The sequence below is a fragment of the Synechococcus sp. MIT S9451 genome, assembly GCF_047304725.1.
Lineage (GTDB): Bacteria > Cyanobacteriota > Cyanobacteriia > PCC-6307 > Cyanobiaceae > Synechococcus_C.
Window position 1 is genome coordinate 1,156,404 of the sequence record NZ_CP138971.1, and the last position, 20,706, is coordinate 1,177,109.

22 protein-coding genes are annotated in these 20,706 nt (G+C 60.9%); 10 read left to right on the plus strand and 12 right to left on the minus strand.

Annotation, left to right across the window (positions count from 1 at the left end):
• Positions 1 to 12: 12 nt before the first annotated feature.
• Together SIB72_RS05730 and SIB72_RS05735 are read right to left on the minus strand one after the other, a co-directional pair.
• Complete coding sequence (locus SIB72_RS05730) at positions 13 to 3,066, minus strand: DUF3769 domain-containing protein (protein WP_413745056.1); 3,054 nt, start codon at positions 3,064 to 3,066, stop codon at positions 13 to 15.
• A 205-nt stretch (positions 3,067 to 3,271) separates the two neighbouring features.
• Positions 3,272 to 3,391, minus strand: a complete 120-nt coding sequence (locus SIB72_RS05735; RefSeq protein ID WP_006042333.1) for a photosystem II reaction center protein I — start codon at positions 3,389 to 3,391, stop codon at positions 3,272 to 3,274.
• 61 nt (positions 3,392 to 3,452) lie between these two features.
• Here SIB72_RS05735 and SIB72_RS05740 point away from each other — a divergent pair, with 61 nt between their 5' ends.
• Positions 3,453 to 6,455 carry an alpha-mannosidase gene (locus SIB72_RS05740; RefSeq protein ID WP_413744928.1) on the plus strand — a complete coding sequence of 1,001 codons (3,003 nt, stop codon included), beginning with the start codon at positions 3,453 to 3,455 and terminating at the stop codon, positions 6,453 to 6,455.
• Here SIB72_RS05740 and psbN read toward each other — a convergent pair.
• Positions 6,443 to 6,583 (minus strand): photosystem II reaction center protein PsbN, encoded by a 141-nt coding sequence (gene psbN, locus SIB72_RS05745; protein ID WP_115015806.1) that lies wholly within the window; start codon positions 6,581 to 6,583, stop codon positions 6,443 to 6,445. The two genes, SIB72_RS05740 and psbN, sit on opposite strands and share 13 nt — an antisense overlap.
• 86 nt (positions 6,584 to 6,669) lie before the next feature.
• Here psbN and psbH point away from each other — a divergent pair, with 86 nt between their 5' ends.
• Genes psbH through SIB72_RS05765 form a run of 4 tightly spaced genes read left to right on the plus strand, consistent with a single transcriptional unit; the run spans position 6,670 to position 8,050 of the window.
• Positions 6,670 to 6,870, plus strand: a complete 201-nt coding sequence (gene psbH, locus SIB72_RS05750) for a photosystem II reaction center phosphoprotein PsbH (RefSeq protein WP_115015809.1) — start codon at positions 6,670 to 6,672, stop codon at positions 6,868 to 6,870.
• 9 nt (positions 6,871 to 6,879) lie between these two features.
• Entirely contained in the window at positions 6,880 to 7,176 is a 297-nt protein-coding gene (locus SIB72_RS05755; protein WP_413744929.1) for a TatA/E family twin arginine-targeting protein translocase, read from the plus strand.
• Complete coding sequence (pth, locus tag SIB72_RS05760; RefSeq protein WP_115015813.1) at positions 7,176 to 7,796, plus strand: aminoacyl-tRNA hydrolase; 621 nt, start codon at positions 7,176 to 7,178, stop codon at positions 7,794 to 7,796. Before SIB72_RS05755 ends, pth begins: the two co-directional genes overlap by 1 nt.
• Positions 7,793 to 8,050 (plus strand): DUF3146 family protein, encoded by a 258-nt coding sequence (locus SIB72_RS05765; RefSeq protein ID WP_115015815.1) that lies wholly within the window; start codon positions 7,793 to 7,795, stop codon positions 8,048 to 8,050. The genes pth and SIB72_RS05765 overlap by 4 nt, the downstream gene beginning before the upstream one ends.
• Here the strand turns inward: SIB72_RS05765 and SIB72_RS05770 are convergent.
• The 4 genes from SIB72_RS05770 to rph form a co-directional block, all read right to left on the minus strand.
• On the minus strand, positions 8,028 to 8,384 hold the full coding sequence (locus tag SIB72_RS05770) for a resolvase (protein ID WP_413744930.1): 357 nt from the start codon (positions 8,382 to 8,384) through the stop codon (positions 8,028 to 8,030). The two genes, SIB72_RS05765 and SIB72_RS05770, sit on opposite strands and share 23 nt — an antisense overlap.
• 100 nt (positions 8,385 to 8,484) lie before the next feature.
• Positions 8,485 to 9,690 carry a DUF3084 domain-containing protein gene (locus tag SIB72_RS05775; RefSeq protein ID WP_115119980.1) on the minus strand — a complete coding sequence of 402 codons (1,206 nt, stop codon included), beginning with the start codon at positions 9,688 to 9,690 and terminating at the stop codon, positions 8,485 to 8,487.
• Between the two features lie 61 nt (positions 9,691 to 9,751).
• Positions 9,752 to 10,480 (minus strand): global nitrogen regulator NtcA, encoded by a 729-nt coding sequence (ntcA, locus tag SIB72_RS05780; protein WP_115015822.1) that lies wholly within the window; start codon positions 10,478 to 10,480, stop codon positions 9,752 to 9,754.
• A gap of 68 nt (positions 10,481 to 10,548) precedes the next feature.
• Positions 10,549 to 11,295, minus strand: a complete 747-nt coding sequence (gene rph / locus SIB72_RS05785; protein ID WP_413744931.1) for a ribonuclease PH — start codon at positions 11,293 to 11,295, stop codon at positions 10,549 to 10,551.
• A 191-nt stretch (positions 11,296 to 11,486) separates the two neighbouring features.
• Between rph and SIB72_RS05790 the strand changes: the two genes are divergently transcribed.
• Together SIB72_RS05790 and dcd are read left to right on the plus strand one after the other, a co-directional pair.
• Complete coding sequence (locus SIB72_RS05790; protein ID WP_115119986.1) at positions 11,487 to 12,095, plus strand: cob(I)yrinic acid a,c-diamide adenosyltransferase; 609 nt, start codon at positions 11,487 to 11,489, stop codon at positions 12,093 to 12,095.
• Positions 12,095 to 12,688: a dCTP deaminase gene (dcd, locus tag SIB72_RS05795; protein ID WP_115119988.1), complete on the plus strand. Its 594-nt coding sequence runs from the start codon at positions 12,095 to 12,097 to the stop codon at positions 12,686 to 12,688. The genes SIB72_RS05790 and dcd overlap by 1 nt, the downstream gene beginning before the upstream one ends.
• A 12-nt stretch (positions 12,689 to 12,700) precedes the next feature.
• Here the strand turns inward: dcd and thyX are convergent, their stop codons facing one another.
• Entirely contained in the window at positions 12,701 to 13,426 is a 726-nt protein-coding gene (gene thyX / locus SIB72_RS05800) for an FAD-dependent thymidylate synthase (protein ID WP_115119990.1), read from the minus strand.
• Positions 13,427 to 13,476: 50 nt separating this feature from the next.
• Positions 13,477 to 14,037 (minus strand): thioredoxin domain-containing protein, encoded by a 561-nt coding sequence (locus tag SIB72_RS05805; RefSeq protein ID WP_413744932.1) that lies wholly within the window; start codon positions 14,035 to 14,037, stop codon positions 13,477 to 13,479.
• Positions 14,038 to 14,116: 79 nt separating this feature from the next.
• Here SIB72_RS05805 and SIB72_RS05810 point away from each other — a divergent pair, with 79 nt between their 5' ends.
• Positions 14,117 to 14,620 carry a hypothetical protein gene (locus tag SIB72_RS05810; RefSeq protein WP_413744933.1) on the plus strand — a complete coding sequence of 168 codons (504 nt, stop codon included), beginning with the start codon at positions 14,117 to 14,119 and terminating at the stop codon, positions 14,618 to 14,620.
• 22 nt (positions 14,621 to 14,642) lie between these two features.
• Here SIB72_RS05810 and SIB72_RS05815 read toward each other — a convergent pair whose 3' ends face one another.
• Positions 14,643 to 16,736: a transglycosylase SLT domain-containing protein gene (locus SIB72_RS05815; RefSeq protein ID WP_413744934.1), complete on the minus strand. Its 2,094-nt coding sequence runs from the start codon at positions 16,734 to 16,736 to the stop codon at positions 14,643 to 14,645.
• 14 nt (positions 16,737 to 16,750) lie between these two features.
• Here SIB72_RS05815 and SIB72_RS05820 point away from each other — a divergent pair, with 14 nt between their 5' ends.
• Together SIB72_RS05820 and glmM are read left to right on the plus strand one after the other, a co-directional pair.
• Positions 16,751 to 16,966 (plus strand): hypothetical protein, encoded by a 216-nt coding sequence (locus tag SIB72_RS05820; protein ID WP_413744935.1) that lies wholly within the window; start codon positions 16,751 to 16,753, stop codon positions 16,964 to 16,966.
• Positions 16,967 to 17,012: 46 nt separating this feature from the next.
• Positions 17,013 to 18,413, plus strand: coding sequence for a phosphoglucosamine mutase (glmM, locus tag SIB72_RS05825; RefSeq protein WP_115119999.1), 1,401 nt, complete (start codon positions 17,013 to 17,015; stop codon positions 18,411 to 18,413).
• Here glmM and SIB72_RS05830 read toward each other — a convergent pair.
• On the minus strand, positions 18,400 to 19,368 hold the full coding sequence (locus tag SIB72_RS05830; protein WP_413744936.1) for a BadF/BadG/BcrA/BcrD ATPase family protein: 969 nt from the start codon (positions 19,366 to 19,368) through the stop codon (positions 18,400 to 18,402). The genes glmM and SIB72_RS05830 overlap by 14 nt on opposite strands.
• Positions 19,362 to 20,699, minus strand: coding sequence for an IctB family putative bicarbonate transporter (locus SIB72_RS05835; RefSeq protein ID WP_413744937.1), 1,338 nt, complete (start codon positions 20,697 to 20,699; stop codon positions 19,362 to 19,364). Before SIB72_RS05835 ends, SIB72_RS05830 begins: the two co-directional genes overlap by 7 nt.
• Positions 20,700 to 20,706 lie beyond the last annotated feature (7 nt).

Here is a 20,706-nt window from a genome sequence, read left to right on the forward strand (position 1 = left end):
ATGGAGCCTTGATCAGAACAGGCCCTTGTCGGGGTTGTTCAGGTTCGTCGGTGTGTAGGGAACAAAGGGCACCCCGGTTCCCGTGAAGTTGAAGTCATGCAGGCGGAATCGGAAGCCGCCGATCCCTTCATAAGGGTTGTAGTAGAAACCGAAGTCGTAGGAACGCCGCTGCCAGCGCAGCTCAAGGTTGGAGTTGATCACGTTGCCGTAGTACGCCGAATTCGGGTTGACGTTTAGGGCCAGGCCGGCGTTGATGATCAAGGGACCGGCCAGTTGCTGGGTGACACCCATGCCAATCGTGCCGAGGTCGACCGCCTGATCGAAATCAAACGGACTGGATCCCTGTTTGAGGGTGCCGCCACCGATCACCGACACCTGGGTGTAATCCAGGAATGGCTTGCTGAAGGTCCCCAGGGTCAGGGTGGGGCCACCACTCAGCGAGAGGGTGTTCTGTTGCGTGCCGTTGCCGTACGCCGCTAGCAGGGTGTTGACATAGCTGTTGAGCGTGAGGCCAGGGACGATGGCGACTGGCGAGTAGCGATAGGCCGCTTCAGGTGTGAGCGCTGCAGGTTGACCTCGCCAGAGTGGATAGCTGCTGTTGAGGGAGGCATAGATATTGGCGCGCCACAGATCCGCAAGGTTTTCGCTCTCAAACGTTTCCGCCTGATAGTTGCCGACGCCCATGCGCCAGAGGAACGTGTTGGTGAGTTGGCCCCAGTTCCAGTCCCCTTTCTGTTCAGCGAATCCGCCAAAGGCTGAATACACGTCGGTTTGGCCAAGGGATCCATTCCATGTGCGGTAGCGGTAAGCGCCAAACATGCGTGTCTTTAAGTTGCCAACGACAGGCAGGTTGAAGCGGTTTTTCAGTTCTCCCCAGTAGCGGCTTGCATTCGCGAAGTTGGAGGGATTCAAGCTGCTGATGTCGGCGTTCAAGGATGTTTGCCATCCCCACAGCTGACCCGAGAGCTCGGCTTCAAGGCCAAAGGCATCGCCTGCCGTGATCGCTTGCTCCACTTTGCCGCTGTCGACTGCACTGCCAGGAGCCACGTAACTGTCGGTCTGACCATCGATTGCCCGCTGCACCAGAAGCTGCGGTTGCAGATCCAATTGGTAGTCATTGCTGAGTTTGATCGGCTTGAGGTTGCGGCCGATGAAGAAGCCATCGCGGTCATCGTTGTCAATCCCCACCACCCAGCGGTTATCCACTTCTTCTTGCTTCTGGATGCGTTGGGTGCGGCTGACGTTGATGGGTAGCCGCTCTTCCACGATCAGCCTGTTCCGGCGCGCCTTGATCAGGATGTCGCCGTTGGGCTCCTGTCTGGCGACCACATCTTCGGCGTCAATGCGGGTCTGGGCAGGGGTGAAGGGATCGTTGGTGAAGCCCATGCGGTCAGCGGTCCAGCCTTCCGGTGTGAGGCGGATCTTGCTGGCCTGGATCCGCCAGCGGCTGATTTCACCTGTCACCAGCTGCGTGCGTCCGAGCTGTTTCAGTTGGGTGGGTTTCATGCCGCCGTAATCGTTTTCTTCCTCGATGGTTTGCTCGCGGGTCTGCTGCTTCCTCTGGCCTCCGCCGGGGACACCGAGACGCCGTTCGATCGTGAGGGATTGTTGGATCTGGATGCTGCTGATTCGTTGGTCAATTGCGGCAATGGCGCTGGCACGAAGCGCTTCTTGCTCCGATGGCGAGAGGCTGGAGTATCGGGTCTGTGCGATGGGCTCCGGCTGGGTAGAGGAGTGTCCTGCAGTGACCCGCGTACCCGCACCATCCAGTGTGATGGCCTCGAGCTCCTGGTTGAGGGTTTGAGAGGGCCTGCGGTTTGCGCGGTCTGGGTCTGGACAACCCAGTGGTGGTGGCACCTCGCTTTGTGCTGCAGCAGCGCGATCTCGCCCCCAGCGGTAACGCGCACCGATGAGGTAGGCATTGCTGCCTTCTCGCACACCGCTGTAGGTGCCGAAGGCGCCTGATCGGTGGTGAATGCGTCCTACCAGTGAGAGCTGTTTCGAGACTGCGGCCTCGAGCTCAAAGCCGAGATAGTTGAGCAGCTGCGCGTAGTTTTCGCGGTAGGTGCGTTCATAGTTACTGGCTGCTGTGAAGTAGCTGACGCCTTCCACCACTCCGAAGCTCAGCCAAGGCTGGAGCCAAAGTCTGGCCCCAATGCCGAGAATGCCTTCACCGAACTGTTGCCCTGGTGTGTCCGCATAGGGAACCGCTTGATTAAATTCACCTCCTGGCTGTTGATAGGCCTGATGGCCGAAGAGATTGCCCTCGAGTTCGATCGCTAGGGGGCCCGCTTTCCAGATTCGTTTCTGCAGGGTTACACCGAGCAGATATTCCGGACGCATGCGTCCATTGAAGAGAAAGGTGTCGCCAAAGTTGGAGTCGATGCTTTGGCCACCCCAGGCAGTGGCAGCCCAGGGATGGGGATGCCATTGAGGAATCGGGGGGAGAACAGGTGGACAGGCCATGCCCAGATGGGTGGCAGATTCGGCATGCACCGGCCCTGGAACGACCCAGTCCCCAGAGCCAGGAAGCTCCTGCGTCCAGAACTCACCAGTATCCCCTTGCGGGCTGATCCGTTCAGCGGTCCTGCCGGACAGCTCGATCTGCAACGCTGTTGGAAATCCCAGCCCCGAGCTCTCCAACACTGGCAGTGGTCGGATGGAACGAACGGCAGCACCTTGTGCCGATGGGCTCGTGGGATTGAGGTCGATTGCGGCGCTGTCGAGATCGAGAACGCCATAGACGTCCTCAAGGATGCCTTCGTTCTGAATCAGGCTGAAGCGAAGCGTGCTGGCCTGGAAATATTGAGCACCCCTGCGGTAGCGCACACGGCCTTGTGCCGCGAAGGTACTGAAATTTGAATCGAATTCAATTCTGTCAGCCTGAAGCAGTCCACCATTGATTTGGGCACTGACGTTGCCCTCGGCCACAAACAGGTCACGTTCGCCGTCGAACCGCTGCTGATCTGCTCTGAGCTGAATCTCAAGGGGCGGCGTCTGCGACGCTGCTGACTGACTGACCTGGCCAGTGGTTGATGGCCTACGAATGTCTTCGCTTTGGGCCAGAGCCTTCTCGCCGCTCGTGAGTGCCAGAGCCGCAGACAGCCCAAGTGACCCGATCGCAATCAGTTGATGGCGTTGGGGCTGGGCGAATCGACCTGGCAAGCGATCTCTCCTGAGGCCGCTGATCTTGCCATGGTGAGATCGCTGGAATGCTCTGGTGCTGACCAGTGCTGCGCGTGACCGACAGCCTGGATCAGATCAGCCAGAGTCAGTCTTCGAGATCCTTGCGGCTAGGTGTGCGGCTGGGATCGCTAGCCAAGAAGCCAAACACGAAGATCCCAAGGAAGAAGAAGACGACCGAGTACACGGAAATCTTGAGGGCAAGCATGGAGACCGACCGGCGTCTGGGACAGCGTCATCATCTTATGGGGCAATGTTTGCTAGACACGATGCAGAACCGTCTCCAGGCCCGGCGATCGGAGTGGATTGAAACGTTTCGCAGTCGCTCGCGTCTGGATCTGCTGCCGCAGTGGCGTCGAATGGAGGATCCAGGCCGGGGTCCTGCCCTTGATGACCCGTGGGGTCAAATGCACCGCCCTGACTGGGTTAAACGTGGTTTGTTGATCTGGCCTAGGGGAGGCCTCTGGCGCCGGCTCACGCTTCAATTGATCTGTCCGCAGGCCTGGCGCACTGGTGAGCAGTGCCGCGAACGTTTGGTGCTCAGTTGGTGGGCTGATCAGGTGCGCCTTTGGGTGGATGGGGTGCTGGTGCACGAGGGAGACCTGTTTGATACGCGCTGCCGCTGGCCGCTCCCCTCGTCCTGGCGTCAGGGGACGCCGCTTGAGATCCTGCTGGAATTGCGCAGTCCCTGTCATGACGACGGCGCGCTGATCACCAGTCAGGTGGTGCGTGAACCGCTGCGGCCTGCTCATGACGCAGCGCAGCTGCTTCTGCCCGAAGCGCTGGATTTGGCGCTCCCGTCCCTTGCGGACTTGCCTGAGGCATTGTTGGAGCTGGATCCTCTGTCCTCCCAGGCGTCTGAGGCCGTTGCGGCTGTGCTTCTCAACACTCCTGCCCCTGCAGGAGTGCTGCATTGGATTGGCCATGCACACCTTGACCTGGCCTGGCTCTGGCCAGTCGCGGATACCTGGCAAGCGGCGGAACGGACCTTCCGTTCGGCGCTTGATTTGATGGAGCGCTTCCCGGAATTGCGCTTTGCCCATTCCACACCCGCTCTCTATCAATGGATGGAGCGCTTTCGGCCGGCGTTGTGGGCACGGATTCGTGCGGCCAGCATTGCTGGGCGTTGGGAACCCATCAACGGCCCTTGGGTGGAGACTGATTGCGTGCTTGTCAGCACGGCATCTCTGTGGCAACAGTTCTGTCTCGGACAGAGATACAGCCGTCGGGCCTTCCCTGAATGGCGGCATCAACTGGCGTGGTTACCCGACAGCTTTGGCTTCGCAGCGGGTGTGCCGGCGGTGGCCGTGGCGGAGGGAGTGCGCTGGTTCTGCACCCATAAGCTCGCCTGGAATGCCAGTGAGCCCTTCCCCCATCGTCTGTTCCGTTGGCGTAGCCGCGGTGGCGCTGAGCTACTCGCCTTGATGCTGCCGCCGATCGGCACTGACGCCGATCCGGCTGCGATCCAGGCTGAACATCGAGCCTTTGGCGCTGCCACAGGGCTGAATCATGCGCTTTGGACACCAGGCGTGGGAGATCACGGCGGCGGCCCCACTGTGGAAATGCTCGAGCAGATGGAGCTATGGGATGGCCACCCCCAGGTGACGCATCGGTCTGCCTCCACGGTTCGCGACTTTTTGGCGGAGCTGGAGCCGATGGCGGCGACTTTGCCGGTTTGGCGTGATGAGCTCTATCTCGATCTTCATCGGGGATGTTCAACCAGTCGACCGGATCAGAAACGCCACAACCGAAGCTTGGAGCGTCTGCTGCGGGAGGTGGATCTGACGGCGGCGCTGCTTCGTCGCCGCAGTGCGGCTCGACCAGCTGCCTCGGCGGATTGGCGCACGCTGCTGTTCCAGCAGTTCCATGACATCCTTCCTGGAACCTCCATCCCGGAGGTGTTCGACCAGGCCGAATCGCTGTGGCGCCAGGATCGCCGCCAGGCTTCAGCACAGCGTGATCAACATCTCGCCCAGCTTCTGGGGGATGGTGGCGTGGATGGCAAGGGCTGGGCATGGGTGGGCCTTCAGCCCTTGGCACGGTGGTCTCCGGTGCTGCGGTTGCCGCATGCAGGATGGGCTGCCATGGGGCAGCCATTGCCCATTCAGCCTGCGGTGTCTGGCGGTACATGGGTGCAGCTGCCGGTGCTCCAGGGGGTGGCGGCGTTGCCATTGGAATGTCGATTCAAAGTCGATGCCCCTCAGGGGGTTGTGCGGGGAGCTGTGCAGGTCGAATCCATCTCGACCGGAGGCTTTCGGCTGACCAACGGCCGCTTGTCTGCGGAACTCGGTGCGCAAGGAGTGCATCAGCTTTGGGATGGTGCAGGAGTGCCGCAGTTGCTGGGGCCAATCGCGTTGCGACGTTTTCGAGATCAGGGCGAGTTCTGGGATGCCTGGGATCTTGCAGCCGATTACCGCGATCATCCGTTGCCTGTGGAGTGGGAATCGGCCTCGTTTCAGCTGGTTGAGGCGGGCCCCCTGGTGGCACGGGTGCTCGTGCGTGCTCGTGCCGGTCACAGTCGGATTCGGCTTGATTGTCAGCTCAGGGCGGACAGCCCCTGGCTGGAGCTCACCTGCAGTGTGCACTGGAAGCAGACCCATGAGTTGCTCAGGCTGGAGATCCCCTTGGCGCAGTCCGCTGTGCGCTGGGCGGCGGACACCAGTGGCGGAGTGATCGAACGCCCAGCCAGGCCTTGCACACCTCGAGAGCGGGTGCGATGGGAAGTGCCAGTGATTTCATGGTGTGCAAGTGAGGCTGCGGCCCCAGGAGGTGGCTTGGCGCTGCTCCTCGATGGCCCTCAGGGGGTGGATGCCGAGCCGGGGCGTTTGGGTGTCTCACTGCTTCGAGGTCCGACCTGGCCTGACCCTGGTGCGGACCGTGGCTGGCATCGCCAGCGCGTGGCACTGATGCCAACGCCTGCAGGCTGGTGCAGGGATGGCATCCCTCAGGCGGCGATCGCTTTTCGCGAACCCGGCTGGTGTCGGCCCTCATCATTGGCCGATCCGACTGTCTTGTTGCCGTCGCTCCCAGTCGGGCTGGTGCCTGTGGCCGTCCTCACTCCACTCGATCGAGCGGAGGGCGACCCTTCCAGATTGACGATCAGAGTGCACAACCCTGGCGCCCGACGCCAAACCTGGTACCCGCAAGGCTGGACTGTGATGCGACGGCACGAGGAGCCGGCTGCCTCGATCACTCTCAGGCCAGGCGAACTGGTGGAACTGGAGCTTTCGCCTGACGACGAGACCGTTGAGCCGGTGAATCAGTCTTCGTGATCATCAAAGGGATCGTCCAGTTTTTTGGACGGTGGTCCGAAGGCGGTGTAAACCCCGAACCCGGTCAGGCCGAGCAAGACAGCCAGTACGCCAATGGCAACGGATAGGGCTGGTGAAGAGGTTTCCATCACATCTCTCGACAGGTTCGGCCTGAATCAGGGCCATGACCTTTACAGTACCGAGACTTAACCTCACCCGAGACCCAAGCGCTGCCATGGCTCAACGCACTCGTCTGGGAGATCTCCTCCGTCCCCTGAACTCCGAGTACGGCAAGGTGGTGCCGGGCTGGGGAACGACACCGGTGATGGGCATTTTTATGTCCCTTTTCCTTGTGTTCCTGCTCGTGATCTTGCAGCTGTACAACAAGTCCCTGATTCTTGAGGGCATCAACGTCAACTGGAACGGCCTCGGCTGAAGCTGATTCATGAACGTTTTCGGGGTCGGCCTTCCTGAGATGGCCGTGATTGGTGCTGTGGCCCTGCTTGTGTTTGGGCCAAAACGCCTTCCCGAGCTGGGTCGCACCCTTGGTAAAACGCTCAAGGGATTCCAGTCAGCGTCCAAGGAATTTGAACGCGAGATCAACAAAGCCATGGCTGAGCCTGAGGTCACAGCCTCGGATGCTTCAGAGTCGTCTGGCGACACCGGATTGTCTCAGTCCCAGTCCAGTGAGGACGGCGCTGATGTGGTTCAGTCCTCCTTGCCACCGTCGTCAGAGGGGTGATGCAAAGCGGTGATCTCCGCTTAGTGGTGGGGCTCGGAAATCCGGGGAAGCGTTATGCCGGCACGCGGCACAACGTTGGTTTCATGGCTCTGGAGACCTGGGCTCAGCGCGAGAACGTACGCTTCCGCACCATGACCAAGCTCCAGGGGGAGTTGGCGGAGGTGGGGTTAGGCAGTAACCGACTGCGGCTACTCATGCCTCAGACCTACATGAATGAGAGCGGACGATCGATTCGTGCAGCTCTCGATTGGTTTGATCTCTCTGTCGATCAGGTGCTTGTCCTCGTGGATGACATGGATCTACCTCTGGGACGATTGCGCCTGCGTGCCAAGGGCAGTGCTGGAGGCCACAACGGTTTGAAAAGCACGATTCAGCATCTCGGCACTCAGGATTTTGCTCGCCTTCGGATCGGTATCGGAGCTCCCGGTCGCTCGGCGGAGGAGCGGCGGGCCCGCACCGTATCTCACGTTCTTGGCAGCTTTCATCAGGCGGAACAGACCCTGCTTGACGAGGTGCTTGAAGAGGTCTTGCGTGGTCTCGTTCTGATTCAGAAGCAGGGGCTCGATCGCGCTGGCAATCATCTCAATGGCTTGCAGCTCGCAACGGAGGAGCAGGGATGACGCCACTTCCTGTGACGAATGCTCATCTGAGAGTTCTGCGTCAGAGCTTTCAGGAGAAGTGCCTGGAGGGAGAGGTGAGTGCCGGAGGATTCTCCTGGCAGTTCTGCTGGTCTTTCGATCGTGGAGAACTGACGGTTGAACCCTCGCTTGGAAGGGCCTTGATTCAGGACGCGTTGCTGCGCTTTTTGGTGAAGGCTGACTACCACCTTGAAGCAGGAGGTGATTACACCTTCACCGTTCGGTCACGTTTCTGAAGCCAGGCCCTCTTGATGGTGGTCTTGGCCACTCGAGCTGCTGGCCAAGGTGATCCTCCAGGAGAACAAGGGCTGCAATGGCATCCAGTTCGCATGGTGGAAGACGCAGGCCATGCGGCAGCAATCGCCTCCATCCTCGAGCTGGCCAGATCTGCCAGTACCGATCCCTTGCTCTGAGGGTTGTACCGGCCTCATTCACCCGCACGATGGGGGCCAGATGCTGCAGCTGCTGATCCAAGCCGCTGCTGGATGTTCCGTTGCCAAGCACCAGAGAGGAGAGGTGCATGCGTTGGTGCCATTGATTGAGCTGCTCAACGGTCTGCTCCGTTGCCATGACGAGAGCATCGAGGACATGTCCTCTGGTGCAATCGGCCAGAACTAGGCCGCATTTGCTTCGACCAGGGTCGATGGCGACGACAAGACCGCTACACGGATTAGCGGCGGTCATTGCTTCTGGGCTGGGGGATCTCTCCCATCGGTTCAATGGTCACCATCACAGGATCTGCAGTGTCGCTGCGACGCAATGCCAGCACGCGAAGTTCGACCCTTGAGGGGGCACGACTGAGCAGTGTGCTGCCGAGCTGATTGAGGGCGTTTGCGTCGAACTGCAGGCCCTGCACGAGCGATCCTCGCCGCTGGGCTTCGGCCAGAGCCGATGCGAGCAGCAGGTTGAGGCGGTTGCGAATCGCTTCAGCGTCGGTTTCGGATCGCTCCAAGGCCGTGCGGGCGAGCACTGCATCTCGTTCGACCACAGTGGTGTTGGGCCGCACCTCAGGGAAGGCGTAAACAACTTTCTCGCCCAAAAGCACATTGGCTGCCGAGCGAATGTTCACCACCCAGGTGCCCGGTTTTTTGATGGTGGATTCCACGCCTTCAATGTCGTTGCGGGGAACAAGAAGGATCTGGCGATCAGGACTCTCGCCAGGCAGCACTCTTTGATAGGCCTGTTGATTGGCTTCTCTTAGCAGCTGATCGATCACTTGCTTCGCCTGTCCAGGATTGTCGAGGCGAAGGGTTGCGGTGGCCAGTGGCTGGCCGCTGCTGAGAACCACATTGCCAAGCCGCAGCGCAAGGCGTTGTTTCTCGAGTTCCCGCAGTTCTGCTTCCCCTTTGTTGATGCGCTCGCGCACATCGTTCAGTTCTTGTTCTGTGCGTTGGATTTCGGCATCACGAGCCTGCACATCGCGACTGAGGCGCTGACGCTCGGCCTCCAGTCTCTGCCGCTGCTGTTGCAGGGGCACCAGAGTTTTTCTCAGCGCATCAGCTTTGGCCTGGGCGGTGGCGAGTTCTTGACGGGCCCGTTGTCGTTCCGCCTGGGCTTGTTTCACTTCCCTGGTTGCTCCAGCCTGCGCATCACGACTGCGCTCCAGTTCCTTGCGACTTGAGCGTAATTTCTCCTGTAATGCATTCAGTTCGAACAGTCCTACGCGCAGCTGTCTGCTGACCAGCAGCATCAATCCCAGTGACAGTGCGGAGATCAGGCTGCCGGTCAACACTGTGATCACAACGGCAGTGCTGCGCGGCCTCAGACCCAGCAGGCTCAGACGTGCTTTGCCGACACGTGAGCCAAGACGATCGCCCAGGGTGGCGAGTACGCCACCAAGTACGAGCAGAGTGAGAATCAGCAGCCAGCCGGTCAACGTTCCTTAGTGGTTGGGGGGTGACCTTGCCAACCGACAGTCATTCTCACCCTTTGAATCCCTAGCTGAATTTCTTCGCTAGGGCGATTGGATCGAGCACTGTGATCTTTTTGCGGTCGATCTCAACCAGTCCTGAATTGCGCAGATCGCCCAGCAACCGTGTGATCGTTACCCGTGTGGAGCCAATGGCTTCGGCGATCGCCTGATGAGATAGGCGTAGGTCGATGGTGATACCACGATCGCTGGGAACACCAAAATCACGGCAGAGAACGAGCAAGAAGCTGACCAGGCGGGAGGACATGTCCCGATGGGTCAATGTCTCGATCATGGTCTCCGTTTGCAGGATGCGGCTCGAAAGCCCCTGCAGTAGCAGCAGGCCGACGCCAGAGTCGGCTTCGATCGCCTGGCGTACTGACCCGGCTGGAGCGGTGATCATTTCCACCCTGGTGAAGGCGACTGAGTGATAAAACCGGTCGGAGCGATGGCCAGTCAGCAGGGAGAGGACGCCAAACAGGCTGTTTTCCCTTAGCAGTGCCACCGTGATCTCTTCGCCGGACTCATAGACCCGAGAGAGGCGTACTGCACCTCGGCGGATCAGATAAACACGTTCGGCAGGATCGCCCGGGAAGAAAATTGTTTTGCCCCGCTCAACCATTTCCGTGGAGGCGCCATCAAGGCCACGGATCACGTCCATCAAAGTGCGTGGCTTCTGCTCGGAGGCGTTGGCGAGGTTCACCGGCCCTGTAAGTGGAGAGACGGTACGGCTGAAACCGTGCATGACTCCAGGCATGAAGACACTGCTGATCTCCAGAAGTTAAGGATGAACTTTGTCGACTCGTGTAGCAACAGGTACGGAATTCAGCGCTCGTTCAGCGCCAGTCGTTGTGCTGCCATCAATTGGGTCAGGCCCGGTTCGGCAAGGTCGAGCAGCTGATTGAGCTGTTGCCGGCTGAAGGACGCACCTTCCGCTGTGCCTTGAATCTCTAACAGATTGCCGCTGCTAGCCATCACCACGTTCATGTCCACATCCGCTCGGCAGTCTTCGCTGTAGTCGAGGTCGAGAAGACCGTTTCCTGCGAGAAGGCCGACGGAAACGGCGGCCACTTGTTGGGTGATGGGCTGTCGCTGCACCAGCCCTGTCTCCAGAAGTTTGTTGCAGGCATGTTGGAGGGCGACCCAGGCCCCTGTGATCGATGCGGTACGGGTTCCGGCATCAGCCTGAATCACGTCGCAATCGATCAGCAGCGTGTTTTCCCCAAGCGCTTCCATGTCGATGCAGGCGCGCAAGCTGCGACCGATCAGGCGCTGAATCTCCTGGGTGCGGCCCGAGAGTTTCATCAGCTCTCGCTTCTGGCGTTCAGGGGTAGACCCTGGCAACAGGCGGTATTCCGCGCTCAACCAGCCTTTTCCCTCACCTTTTCGCCAGCGGGGTACGCCCTCCTGGTGGCAGATGCTGCAAAGCACGGCGGTCTCTCCGGTGTGGACAATCAGCGAACTGAGGGCAAAGCCCATCGGATCCCAACTGATTGAGAACGGGCGCAGATCAGCGGCTGTGCGGCCATCGGCACGCTCGGTGTTGCCGCCATGGCTGGTAGGAGCTGTCATGGCCAGAGCCTGGGGAGAGGGGGGTGGCTTGAGCCTGGCAGGTGGCCAGCTCGCTACCTGCGTCTTGTGCGGGCAGGGCGAGAGGGACGCTGCGGACCTTTACACCAGGGATAGTGTCAGAGTGCTTGTAAACCTGGCCGGCGGCGCTAGGTTTGAATTCAGCGGGATACTCCCGGACGCGCGAGAACTTGATGACAGCGAGCCTCAGCACTAGCCATCGTCCCGGTGATTCCCGATTGGCGGATCATCGGACTCTGGAGCGTGCAGGGCTTCATCCGCTGCCTTTGCCCGCGCCGCGGCCACCCTTGCATCTGGTTTCACCAGAAGGGGAGCTGCAAGTCCACACCGCTCCTTATCGCGGCAGTTTTGCCACTGTTCTCAGTCAGGCGCTTCGCTCAGCTGGGCTCGGCAGTCGCGTCATGGTGGTGCAGTTTCTGAAGGGTGGTGTGGCCCAGGGTCCGGAGCGTCGCCTCACCCTCTGTGGTCGGCTGCAGTGGCTTCGCCCTGATTTGGCCTGCTGCCTGGCCGATCCCGCTGCCGATCAGAGCCCGGATGTCAGGGCCGCTGTGGAGGCCCTATGGGTTGAGTGTCGGCAGCATCTGCTCGCAGGCGATCTGGATCATCTGGTGCTGGATGAGTTGGGTCTTGCTGTTGCTTTGGGTTACCTGGATGAACAGGAGGTTCGCAGCACGCTCGACCAGCGGCCTGGCTCTATGGATGTGATCGTGACGGGCCCATCCATTCCAGACTCCCTGATGGACATGGCCGATCAGGTCACCGAATTGCGTCGAGGTTTCTAATGCTCAAGAACGATCGCTGGATCACCGAGCAGGCTTCTGGCGGCATGCTTGAGCCGTTTCAGTCAGGGTTGGTGCGCCATCTCGACCCTGAACAGCGGAAGAGCCCTGTGCTCAGTTTTGGCTGTTCCTCCTATGGCTATGACCTTCGTCTCTCGCCCCAGGAATTTCTGATCTTTAAGCATGTGCCTGGCACGGTGATGAACCCCAAGCGGTTCAACCCAGCCAATCTTGAACCGACTGAGCTTCATCACGACGAAGACGGCGCCTATTTCATCCTTCCGGCTCATTCCTATGGGCTTGGTGTTGCCCTCGAGAAGATGAAGGTGCCGCCGAATATCACGGTGATTTGCCTTGGCAAGAGCACCTATGCGCGGCTCGGCATCATCGTGAATACCACTCCTGCTGAAGCCAGTTGGGAGGGGCATCTCACCCTGGAATTCAGCAATAGCTCCGGAGCGGATTGCCGCATCTATGCCAACGAAGGCATCTGTCAGCTGTTGTTCTTTGAAGGCGACCCCTGCGACACCACCTACAGCGATCGGCAGGGCAAGTATCAGCACCAGCCTGAGAGGGTGACGTTGGCAAAGGTCTGAAGGCTCTCCCCTTCAGGGAGCCAGTCTGGCCTTGTGTAATCGGGTTTTTTCGTACCAGGCCGCGAACTCCGGAGCCCATTGCTGCAAGTGCGGCCACATCAGATCGCACAACTCACGGATTTCTTGCTGGGCATCGAGCTTGGCTCTCAGATCCATGAAGTGAAGGAAAGCCCGAAGACTGAAGCTCACAACAAAGTGCTGGCGGTAGTCGAAGGGAAGGATTCCACGGGCATGCTCCTCGGCAAATCCGCCCTGCAGCAGGTCGCGATAGCGCTCAGCTCCCTGGCGACAGAGTTGGAGGTCCTGTGCTCGTTGCTCCTCGCTGTAGGCATATTTCTTGCCTTGCCGATCGCTGTAGGTGCCTAAGGGGCGTAGGTAGAACACTTCCTCGAGGTCCAGTTCACCGTTGGCTGCACGGCAGATTCGATCGCCGGTGTAGCGCATGGATTGAACGTCGAAACTCACGCCTACCCGGTGGGTGCGGGCCTGCTGCATCACTGAATGGGGAAACCAGCCCACGTTCAGCACGATCTGGGCATGTTCGAGTGGGCCGTAATGGCCACGTTCCCCAGCGAGGAGCCGTTTCACACAAACTTCGCCAGCACGGCGTTCATCCGGCCACTGGTCTCGATCCCCGGCCACGAAGCCTTCGCTGTAGTCCTGATGCATGCCGGCATACACACACTGCTGAGGGTTGGGTGTGGCGGCGATCAAGTCGACCCGGAAGCGAGGATCCATGGCGGATGGGAATGAAATAAACGGGTCTTGGCCGATCATGGCCGTTTCTTTCAGCCGTGGCTGCGAGGCCCGGCACTGCCGGATGTGGCTGTAGCAATTGAATCGACAGGTTCTAGGGCGCTAATGCTGCCGATCCCTGAGAACTGCGGCAGGGGTGTTGCTTCGATCAGTGCTGTGCTGAGGGCTTCAAGTTCGGCGGGTGTGCGCACACCAAGCGATCTGCCGCGGAGCTCCCCATCGGCGTCGAACAGATTCAACTGAGGAATGCCGTTGACCTCATAGCGGTCAATCAAGTCTTGCCATTGGGGGTTGTCGATATTGATCAGCACCACATCCATCCGTCCGCTGGTGCGTCGTTCGGTGTCCAGCATCGCTGGTGCCATCTCCCGGCAGGCCTCGCACCAGTCGGCATAAAACTCGAGCATGGTTGGAGCTTGATTGCTCAGAGCCACTTCCGGCGAAAGTGATCGCCGCGCGAGTTGATCCATCGGTGATTCCGCCGACATGCCATTGCGCAGCAAAAAGAGCACCACCGCCAACAACACAGCGCTAATGACAAGCAGGATCTTTTGCAGTGCGCTCAGGCTCGCGGACGCGGACTGACCGGTCATGCCGAACTTCAGAGACGGACGTCACTCTGGCAGGCTCTCGTGAACGGCGTTGCTAGCGTTTGATCAAGCGCGACTGCCGATGCCGCTGCTGAGATTTTTGCTGCTGCCTTTTCGTGCGCCATTGGTGCTCCTCCTGTTCGGGGTAGCGACGGTGATGGGCCACCACTGGACCGTGTTCCAACAGGAGCTGATTCAAGGGGAAGGCCTGGATCCTCAGATCTATTGGACGGTGGAGGTGGTCCAGTCTCTGGTGGTGGTGATCATTTGCACCATGCCGGATTTGCTGCTTCGTCAAATCTCGATGCTGATGGCCTCTAGCAGGGTCTTCAGCCTCGTGGTCACCTTGCTTTTGGTGATTACAGGTGGTTTGTATGTCTTGCAGCTGAAGTTGCTTGCTGATGTGCTGATTCTTGCCTCAGCTGTGCTTTTGGCTCGTTTGGATCTCACCCGAATCAGGGTGGTGCCGCCGCCTGTCGTGATGGCGTTCTGGATGGCGATGATTGTGCTGGCTGGGATCTGGCTGGGCCATTCCTTGTCGAGCCCGCTTTGGCCACTGGCGGCTTCAGCGTCGATCAGTTTCTGAATCTGAAACAGATCCCCCCAGGTCAATCGTTTGCGGTGTCAGCGTGTCGCGGCGCGCAGGCGGCCTGGTTGCTCTGCAGGTAGGCCCAGAGGTTGCCCAGCACTTTTTTGGTGTAGATCCTCGTTTCCGGGTAGGGGATTCGTTCACTCCAGAGTTCCGGGTCCTGCTCTAGTTCGTCGCTGCGCCAACCTCCGGCGGCGCCTGGACCGGCGTTGTAGCTCGCCACCGTGAGCCAGGGGTTGCCTTGCCACTGGTCCAACAGTTGGCCTAAGTAGCGGGCTCCGAGTCTGGAGTTGGCCTTCGGATCCTTCAGCTCCTTGTCATTGAGCTTGCGTCCGGCCAATTCGGTTGCTGTGGCGGGCATCAGTTGCATTAACCCTTGGGCCCCCACAACCGAACGCACCCCGGGTGAATAGCGGGATTCCTGTTTGGCGATCGCTCGCAGCAGGGCTTCGTGCACGTTTTCTTCGTGCGCAGCCGCCGCAAAGACAGCGGCGAACGGACGCGGATGTTGGAGATGATGCAGTGTCCAGCGCGTGTTGCAGCTTTCACCCACGAGACGCAGGCTCGTGCGCCAAAGAGTGTCGAGCCCACCCCAGTGGTCTCCGACAGCGAGGCGTAGGCGTCCTGTCGTGATCCTCTCGGCGTGATCGGGTGCAGGGCTGAGTGAGGTGGGATCCAGGCGGCTGGCATGACGGCTGCGCCAGCTTTCCCATGCCTCCTTCGCCATGCCCAGTCGCCATAGGTTGTTGACTAAGGCGTCGTCGCTTTTGAGAGGGCGCCATTTCAAGCTCGGAGGGCTTGTGTCCCGATCACCAGAGTTCAACATGACCTCAGCAGGTTGATTCAGGCCGGGAAGCGTGTCTTGCCCAAGCCGGGCTGAGGCTCGCCACGTGTAGTACCCCGGAGGATGCTGTTTCAGTAGCGTTTGCCATTGGCGTTTGGCCTCCGCAGCACGCCCTTGCTTGGCAAGGCTGAGCCCGAGCCAAAAGCGCTGCCGTGCTGCAAGCGGTTCCGGCAGCACGGTGGTGGCCAGTGCCTGCAGCCAGCCTTCTGCCTGCTGCCAACGACCAGCCAAGAGTTCCGCTCGTGCTAGGTCCCACTGCAGCTGCCAACTGGCTGGATGCTTCGGCCATCGTTGGAAGACAGAGGCAGCCTTGCGCTTCCCCAGGCGCACCTCAGCTGTTGCGATATCGGCGGACTGATCGCGCAACGATTGCGGCAGTTGGGCTAGCAGCGTTGCCTCCGGGTACAACGGCTCGCTCAGGAGGCGTGCCGCCTCGAGGCCAGTGGCACCAACAGGATTGGCACTGCTATGGGTCAGTGCCACCAGTAAGCGTTCCCCCTTGGACCGCTGTTCTTGCGTGCCCTGCAGCAAGGCTCGGCCGATGCTCAGGGCAGTGGCGGGTTGAGGGGGCGCTCCCTGCAGGCAGTCGAGGCTTGCCTGTCCATCCCCGAGGGTCGCCAGGGCCCTGGCCAGTAACTGACGCTCGTCGTTGCTGAGGGCTGCGGCAGTGGTGCTCAGGAGGCAGGCCTCACGGATTACCCCCCCGGCGCCATGGTGGCCTGGGCCCCAGCGCGCTAGATGAAGCGCCTGCTTGGTTTCCACAGCACGTTCAAGGCTGGCGGGATGGGCTGGATGCTGCTTCAGCAGGTGTTGTGTGAGGTCAGGGTTTGTCCTGGAGAGGTGATAGGCAGCATCCGCACTGAGCGGGCTGTCAGGGAAGAGCAGCACCAGTGCCTGCCAGCGAGACTTGGCGCGATCAAGGTCGCCTAGTTGGCTTGCCGTACTGGCTTGTTGTTGCAGGACAGCAGCGGCAATCGGTGCCGATCCCCAGGCCTGTCCCTGCAGTAACCGTTGCCGGCGCCTTTGAGAGTCTTGATCGGCGGTCGCTAGCAGCAAGGCGGCTTCGCGCCGTTGGCCGGGATCCCATGACCATCGGTAGTTCTTCCACAGCACTGCCTCGCTGGCGGCAGGGGTGAGCACGGTGTGCTGGTGTCGCAGCAGCTGCTGACCGGCCAGGATCAGCCCCACGCTGCCGATCACTGTGCCGCCGAGTAGCAGCAGGCCGCGGGAAGTACGCTCAGTCAAGCCGCCGGCGCGAACTGCTGGCATTCTGTTGCTGAGGCATGACCTCTGGCATGGCGAGGGTGAAGCGAGAGTCGCATCCGGGACAGTTCCAGCGCCGACGCATTGCACTGGCGTGGTTGCTCTTGCTTTTGATTTGGGGGGGGCGATGGATGTGGCCTCTGCTGTGGCTACCCGGCTGGGTGGTGGTGCTCATCGCTGTCTGGGCAGTGCTGGAGCTGGCGGGATTGCTGCTGGCCGCGAAGCGCTGGCGGTGAGACGCCTGGAAGCGGATTAACCTCCAGCTCTCTCAACTGCGACCTGATGGCCGACCACGCCACTCCGCCCCTGGGGATGCCCCACCATCCCTCCCAGGCGGCCTTCGGCACTGATGGTCTGCGTGGACGGGTGGGTTCTGCGATCACGCCCGCTTTGGCGCTTCAGGTGGGCTATTGGTGCGGCCGCGTGTTCCCGCGGCAGGGTCCGGTGTTGATCGGAATGGATTCACGCTGCAGTGGCGCCATGGTGGTGTCGGCGCTCACGGCCGGTCTCACCGCTGCGGGGCGTGAGGTTTGGACCTTGGGACTGTGCGCTACCCCGGCGGTGCCCCACTTGATCCGTCGATGCGGTGCCGCCGGTGGCTTGATGGTGTCTGCCAGCCATAACCCGCCACATGACAATGGCATCAAGGTGTTTGGTGCGGATGGCAACAAGGTGCGCCCTGAGTTGCAGCAGGCGATTGAGTCAGGACTGCGCGGTGCGTCAGCCACCTCCGCTCCAGCCGAGGTGGAGCCGGCCTGTGCACCCGCCCACCACCGGCCGGAACTGCTCCAGCATTACCGGGATGGTTTGTTGGCCAGCGTGCCTGGGCAGGGACTCAAGGGGGTGAAGCTGGTTCTGGATCTCTGTTGGGGATCGGCCACGGCTCTCGGTGCGGAGGTGTTTCAGGCTCTTGGTGCTGATCTCGCGGTGCTGCACGGAGAACCGGATGGCACCCGCATCAATGTTGGTTGCGGGTCAACCCATCTCGAGCCATTGCGGGAGGCGGTGATGACCAGTGGTGCCGCCATGGGCTTTGCCTTTGATGGCGATGCCGACCGCATGTTGGCTGTGGATGGTCAGGGTCGGGTGGTTGATGGAGACCACGTGCTCTATCTCTGGGGATCAGCACTGCAGGATCAGGGGGCTCTGCCTGATCAGCTTCTCGTGGCCACAGTGATGTCAAATCTTGGCTTCGAACGGGCCTGGCAGGCGCGAGGCGGTGTTCTCCAACGCACTGCTGTGGGCGATCAGCACGTGCATGCGGCGATGGTGAGCTCTGGCGCCGCCCTTGGCGGTGAGCAATCGGGTCACATCCTCTCTTCGGCCCATGGTCTGGCAGGCGATGGGGTGCTCACCGCTCTGCAGATCGCCAACCTCTGCCAGCAGCGGGAGCTCAGCCTGGCCGAGTTATTGGATCAAAGTTTCCAGCCTTATCCGCAAAAGTTGGTGAACGTGCGGGTGCCTGATCTGAGCCGTCGCAAACATTGGGATCGCTGTGAGCCTTTGCATGCGCTCGTGCGTGAAGCAGAGGAAGCGATGGCTGATCAGGGGCGAGTTTTGGTACGGGCCAGCGGCACTGAACCCCTGTTGAGAGTGATGGTTGAGGCGGCAGAGCAAGCCAGTGTGGACCTCTGGACTGAGCGTCTCGCCGTTGCTGCTGATCAGCATCTCAATGCGGCCTGAGTAGCCCTAGGGCCAGGCTCAGAGCACCGTCGCAGGCATCGCCGTCGCTCCTGGCCCATTGCCAGTGGGGCAGCTTGGCCGTGAGGTGTTGCTCCACCAGGTTGCGGAGCAAATGAAGATGAGTAATCGCGCCTCCCTGGGCACTGATCGATGCCGAGGGAAGGTCTAGAGCTTTGGCGACCGCCGCCACCGCTTCTGCCAACGCCATGGCCGAGTGATCGAGTACTTGCAGGGCTTGTGTGTCGCCAGCCTGGGCCTCCGCTTCCACCAGCGGGGCTAAGCGGGCTATGGCAGCCACGCCCATCTCCTGGCCTGCTGCCAGTGTTTTGATCGCTTCGGGGCTGCTGCACCCCAGAGCTGTCCAGAGTTGGTCCAGTAATCGGGTCTTGGGTAAACGACCATCGGCCATGCGCAGGCTCAGCTGTAGGCCCTGATGGCCGATGTCATAGGCCGATCCGGCGCCGTCGAGCCGCCAGCCCCAGCCTCCGCTGCGGTGTTCTCGCCCCTCGGCATTGCGGCCAAGGCAAATCATGCCGGTGCCGCTGATCAGCACAATCCCTGCTGAACGGGGAAAGGCGGCATGCAGGGCCGTGCGTTCGTCGCCGTTCACAAGGGCCATGGCCGGGTCGAGTTGGAGGGCTTGGCAGAGCAACGCATGCCCGCGTTGTTGCAGGGCCGTGCCCTGTTCGATGCCGCTGGCGCCAACGACGGCTGCCTTGATCGGGGTGGTTTGGGGCAGGGCGGCTTCTGTGAGAGCAGCGTTCAGGCTGGAGCGAATCGCGGCTTGAAAGGCGGCTTCGCCACCGTCGGCAGCGAGGTGGCAGACCCCACTCCCCTCGCCTTCGCCAACGATTGGTCCAGCACCTGCATCGGCCCCTGGTTCAGGGTTGCAGAGCCAGCGTTGTAGGCGGCAGCGGGTGTGGGTTTGACCGGCATCGAATCCGGCGATCAGCATGGTTGTTCCCTTGCGTCGATGAGGGTTGTTTCGTTAGCGGTTGTGACGGGTTGGGCCAGGGTGGCGAGGCAGAACAAGCCAACGATCTGCACTTCCGGCCGAAAGAAGATCGTGTCTGTGGCGCCTTGCACCACCAAGCCAGCGATGGCGGCAAGGCTCGCCAGCCGTGGCAAGTTGAGCAGCCCTTCACCTCCGAGCCCGATGAGGCCGCGGCGCAGACTGCTCATAAGTAAACCAAGGCTGGCGATGAGGCCTGGAATTCCTGTTTCTACGAGGATCTCGAGAGGTACTGAGTAGGCGCTGAGGGCATTGAATCGCGGCTGCTGATAGAGGGGGTAGATGCTGTTGAAGGCGTTATTGCCAGGGCCAATGCCGAGCCAGGGGCGGTCCTGAACCATTTCGATCGAGGCCATCCAGACGTTGATCCGGAAGTTGTTGGAGCTATCGCCACGACCTGCCAGCAGGCTGGCGACGCGGGTGCGAATTGGTTCCACCTGGGTTGCAGCTACGGCAGTTAGGGCGATTGCCAGCATGAGCAGGCCAAGAGGAAGGAGCCGCCGCCAGAGCGGCGGCCAATGGCGGATGCCCCGCAGCAGCAGGAGCAGGAGCACAAGGCCGAGGGCCGCCACCATTCCCAGCCAGCCGCCGCGGCTGTAGCTGAACAGCGTCGCGCCCGTTCCCAGAATTAGGGACGTGCCGGCGAACAGCCGTTGCCCCCAGGTGCGCCAACGCAGTAGGGCCACCAGGGCGATGGGCAGGATCGGCACCAGATAACCCGCCAGCAAATTGGGATTGCCGAGGGGGCCATAGATGCGAATCGTGCCTTCGGCAACGGAATTGGGGTCAGCCCAGCCGGCGAGTTCTTCGGTCGGTCCGTACAGCTGACGCAGGGCCAGCACACTGCTGAGCAAACTGCCGCTGAGCAGCGCTGCCACGAGACGATCCCACCAAATCGGACGCGCCTGCAGGAGTTGGCGCATCAGGGCATAGACCCCGAGATAGCTGAGGAGCTTGATCAGGCCCTTTGCAGCTGCGATGGGCACAGGCGAAAACCCTGTGGTCAGAACGGCAATGGCCAGGTAGAGCAGCATCCAGCCGCTGATCGCACCAAGTCGACCGGGCGGGGTGATGAGGGCCCAGAGCAGCCAGAGGGCACCACAGGCCATCACCACCAGGCTGAGACCCGTGCGGCTGATCACGGGCAAAGTGGCCAGCAGAGCCATCAGCACCAGGCAGGCGGTGGCCTGTAGGCGCTTCTGCTGGCCGCTCGAGCAGGGGAGCCATCCCTGCCAGCGCAGCAATAACGGAGGTGTGGCAACCGCATCAGCCATCAGCGTC

Bases quoted from the DNA above. Each gene is read 5' to 3' on its own strand.
- SIB72_RS05735 (WP_006042333.1), bottom strand. From the start codon at position 3,391: ATGCTTGCCCTCAAGATTTCCGTGTACTCGGTCGTCTTCTTCTTCCTT.
- SIB72_RS05740 (WP_413744928.1), top strand. From the start codon at position 3,453: ATGCAGAACCGTCTCCAGGCCCGGCGATCGGAGTGGATTGAAACGTTT.
- psbN (WP_115015806.1), bottom strand. From the start codon at position 6,583: ATGGAAACCTCTTCACCAGCCCTATCCGTTGCCATTGGCGTACTGGCT.
- psbH (WP_115015809.1), top strand. From the start codon at position 6,670: ATGGCTCAACGCACTCGTCTGGGAGATCTCCTCCGTCCCCTGAACTCC.
- SIB72_RS05755 (WP_413744929.1), top strand. From the start codon at position 6,880: ATGAACGTTTTCGGGGTCGGCCTTCCTGAGATGGCCGTGATTGGTGCT.
- pth (WP_115015813.1), top strand. From the start codon at position 7,176: ATGCAAAGCGGTGATCTCCGCTTAGTGGTGGGGCTCGGAAATCCGGGG.
- SIB72_RS05765 (WP_115015815.1), top strand. From the start codon at position 7,793: ATGACGCCACTTCCTGTGACGAATGCTCATCTGAGAGTTCTGCGTCAG.
- SIB72_RS05770 (WP_413744930.1), bottom strand. From the start codon at position 8,384: ATGGCAACGGAGCAGACCGTTGAGCAGCTCAATCAATGGCACCAACGC.
- ntcA (WP_115015822.1), bottom strand. From the start codon at position 10,480: ATGCCTGGAGTCATGCACGGTTTCAGCCGTACCGTCTCTCCACTTACA.
- rph (WP_413744931.1), bottom strand. From the start codon at position 11,295: ATGACAGCTCCTACCAGCCATGGCGGCAACACCGAGCGTGCCGATGGC.
- SIB72_RS05790 (WP_115119986.1), top strand. From the start codon at position 11,487: ATGACAGCGAGCCTCAGCACTAGCCATCGTCCCGGTGATTCCCGATTG.
- dcd (WP_115119988.1), top strand. From the start codon at position 12,095: ATGCTCAAGAACGATCGCTGGATCACCGAGCAGGCTTCTGGCGGCATG.
- thyX (WP_115119990.1), bottom strand. From the start codon at position 13,426: ATGGATCCTCGCTTCCGGGTCGACTTGATCGCCGCCACACCCAACCCT.
- SIB72_RS05805 (WP_413744932.1), bottom strand. From the start codon at position 14,037: ATGACCGGTCAGTCCGCGTCCGCGAGCCTGAGCGCACTGCAAAAGATC.
- SIB72_RS05810 (WP_413744933.1), top strand. From the start codon at position 14,117: ATGCCGCTGCTGAGATTTTTGCTGCTGCCTTTTCGTGCGCCATTGGTG.
- SIB72_RS05815 (WP_413744934.1), bottom strand. From the start codon at position 16,736: ATGCCAGCAGTTCGCGCCGGCGGCTTGACTGAGCGTACTTCCCGCGGC.
- SIB72_RS05820 (WP_413744935.1), top strand. From the start codon at position 16,751: ATGACCTCTGGCATGGCGAGGGTGAAGCGAGAGTCGCATCCGGGACAG.
- glmM (WP_115119999.1), top strand. From the start codon at position 17,013: ATGGCCGACCACGCCACTCCGCCCCTGGGGATGCCCCACCATCCCTCC.
- SIB72_RS05830 (WP_413744936.1), bottom strand. From the start codon at position 19,368: ATGCTGATCGCCGGATTCGATGCCGGTCAAACCCACACCCGCTGCCGC.
- SIB72_RS05835 (WP_413744937.1), bottom strand. From the start codon at position 20,699: ATGGCTGATGCGGTTGCCACACCTCCGTTATTGCTGCGCTGGCAGGGA.